The sequence below is a fragment of the Okeania sp. SIO2B9 genome (genome assembly GCF_010672505.1).
GTDB classification, from domain to species: Bacteria; Cyanobacteriota; Cyanobacteriia; order Cyanobacteriales; family Microcoleaceae; genus Okeania; species Okeania hirsuta.
This window is the reverse complement of sequence record NZ_JAAHGK010001400.1, coordinates 1-1,882: the sequence shown is the minus strand read 5'-3', so window position 1 is coordinate 1,882 and position 1,882 is coordinate 1. Positions and strand designations below refer to the sequence as shown.

At 35.9% G+C, this 1,882-nt stretch carries 2 protein-coding genes; one reads left to right on the top strand and one right to left on the bottom strand.

The annotated features are described in order from the left end of the window. The first annotated feature begins 700 nt into the window (after window positions 1-700). The gene (locus F6K13_RS31150) at window positions 701-1,045 is read left to right on the top strand and encodes a hypothetical protein (RefSeq protein ID WP_124147498.1); all 345 of its coding nucleotides are present in this window, start codon (window positions 701-703) and stop codon (window positions 1,043-1,045) included. A 116-nt stretch (window positions 1,046-1,161) separates the two neighbouring features. Here the strand turns inward: F6K13_RS31150 and F6K13_RS31145 are convergent, their stop codons facing one another. Then, complete coding sequence (locus F6K13_RS31145) at window positions 1,162-1,791, bottom strand: serine protease (protein WP_287289575.1); 630 nt, start codon at window positions 1,789-1,791, stop codon at window positions 1,162-1,164. Window positions 1,792-1,882: the final 91 nt, after the last annotated feature.

The window sequence follows — 1,882 nt, the reverse complement described above, 5'->3', positions numbered from 1 at the left end:
AAGTTTCCATTCCCAGGGCATAAGCAAGGTTAGTTAGACGAGTGCTAACAGATTGACAACGACGGTCAGGAGTATAAGCACCTTTGGGATGGTCGGAAGAGAGAGTTGCAGTCCACACAATCATTGGAGTTGTAAACTATGAGCAAGTAGTTTATGTTTCTCCAGAAGAAGAGCCTAGCTTCGATAATGTAGTATTCACATTAAAGCCAGGAAATCGTGAGAAATCAGAAGAGATTATCACTCAATTTAAGGATTTCGGACAAGGTACTGCTAGTGACGAACCTATCTACGAATAAGTAAATGGTTTTAGTAGAGATGTTGAGGGGATAAGTAAGCAAATAAATTTTCCCTCTTCATTCCTTATTTCTGAACTATCTAGTTGCTGAACTATTTAGATTGGATAATGTTGAGAAAAGGCTAGTTGAAAATAAGTTTCTCTTCTCAATTAAAACTATAATAAATAGGAAATATCCAATCAAAATCTGTAGACGATATTCTCAGGCACTAATGGCTTAGTTTTCTCTAAGTTTGTGTCTGTTTTAACTACTTTATTAACTAATTTCTAATTTCATTCTCAAAATTATACTTTCTAAAATTAAGTAGCCTCTAAAAAAGTAGTTAATTATGGGATAATAAAAGAGCGCATTAGCGTTAATTTGTTTACCTAAAGTATCTCAATCAATTGTCAAGAGGAAAAAAAATGAAAGTTACAACTACTAAGACTTTATTTACTGCAACATTAACAATGTTTTGTGCTGTTAGCTTAAGTGCTACTCCCACAAAAGCTCAAGAAAAGTCAGTCATAAATGTTACAGGTTCCTCAGAACAATTGTTGAGTACCAGTGCTAATAGTTTGCCCAAGGATAGAAGTACGAGTTTAACTCAAGAATCTACTACTAGAGGTAGACATGGATTATCTAGAAGTACACTAGATGATGTCACGAATAGCATTAACCTCCAAATGCATAAAAGTAGAGACCCGAAATGGAAAAGTGAGAAACAATGGTTTGATGAAAAGTGGGATTCTTTGTCTGTAGACTTTTAGGAGTTTGAGCTTTTAGTGCCACTATGCGGAAGTCAAAAGTCAAAAGTTAAAAGTATTGATTAGTAAGGCTTTTAGGATTTTGTAACTGGTTAGTTATTTCTGCCATCCGGCCCTAATTAATTGATAATTCTATAAACTGGAATACCCCAACTTAGAGATTCCATTTTTTTGAACTGCTCGACAGATGGTTGAGAGCCATCTACAAAATTAAATGCTCCAATTCCAGCGATGGGATATTTTGAGCGCCCGTTAATACCAATTAACTGACCTTTATTGTTTAAAATCGGTCCACCACTCATGCCACTTTTAATATCATTGGTATAACCTAATTGATATCCTTGGCTGAGGGTGCGACTGGGTAACATTTCTACAGCTCCTAAAGTTAACTGAAAAGCACGACTACCCCAAGCACGGGTACTACTCATTTCTAAGGAGTCTGGTTGATGCCAATTGGGAAAACCTGCTGCAATAACAGTTTCTCCTACTGAAAGTACATTACTGTTGGCAATTTCTACAACTTGATAAGGGCGATCACTAGTAAATTGCAATAATGCTACGTCCAAATTACCCATTTGAGGAGATGAAATTAGGGTGGCTTGATGAGTCATCCCATCTCCACTCATAATTGGGTAAAGTTTATGAGAGTTATTCTCAATTACATGATGATTAGTAACAACGGTGTAGGTATTACCTTGTCGTTTAATAATTACTCCAGAACCAGCACTGTTGTCTGTAAAAATTCTCACAGTGACTTGTTGGGCAATATTAGATACTAATGATGGAAATTGTTGTGAATCTACTTCACTGGGTTTTGTAGAAAACTCAGCTTATTATACA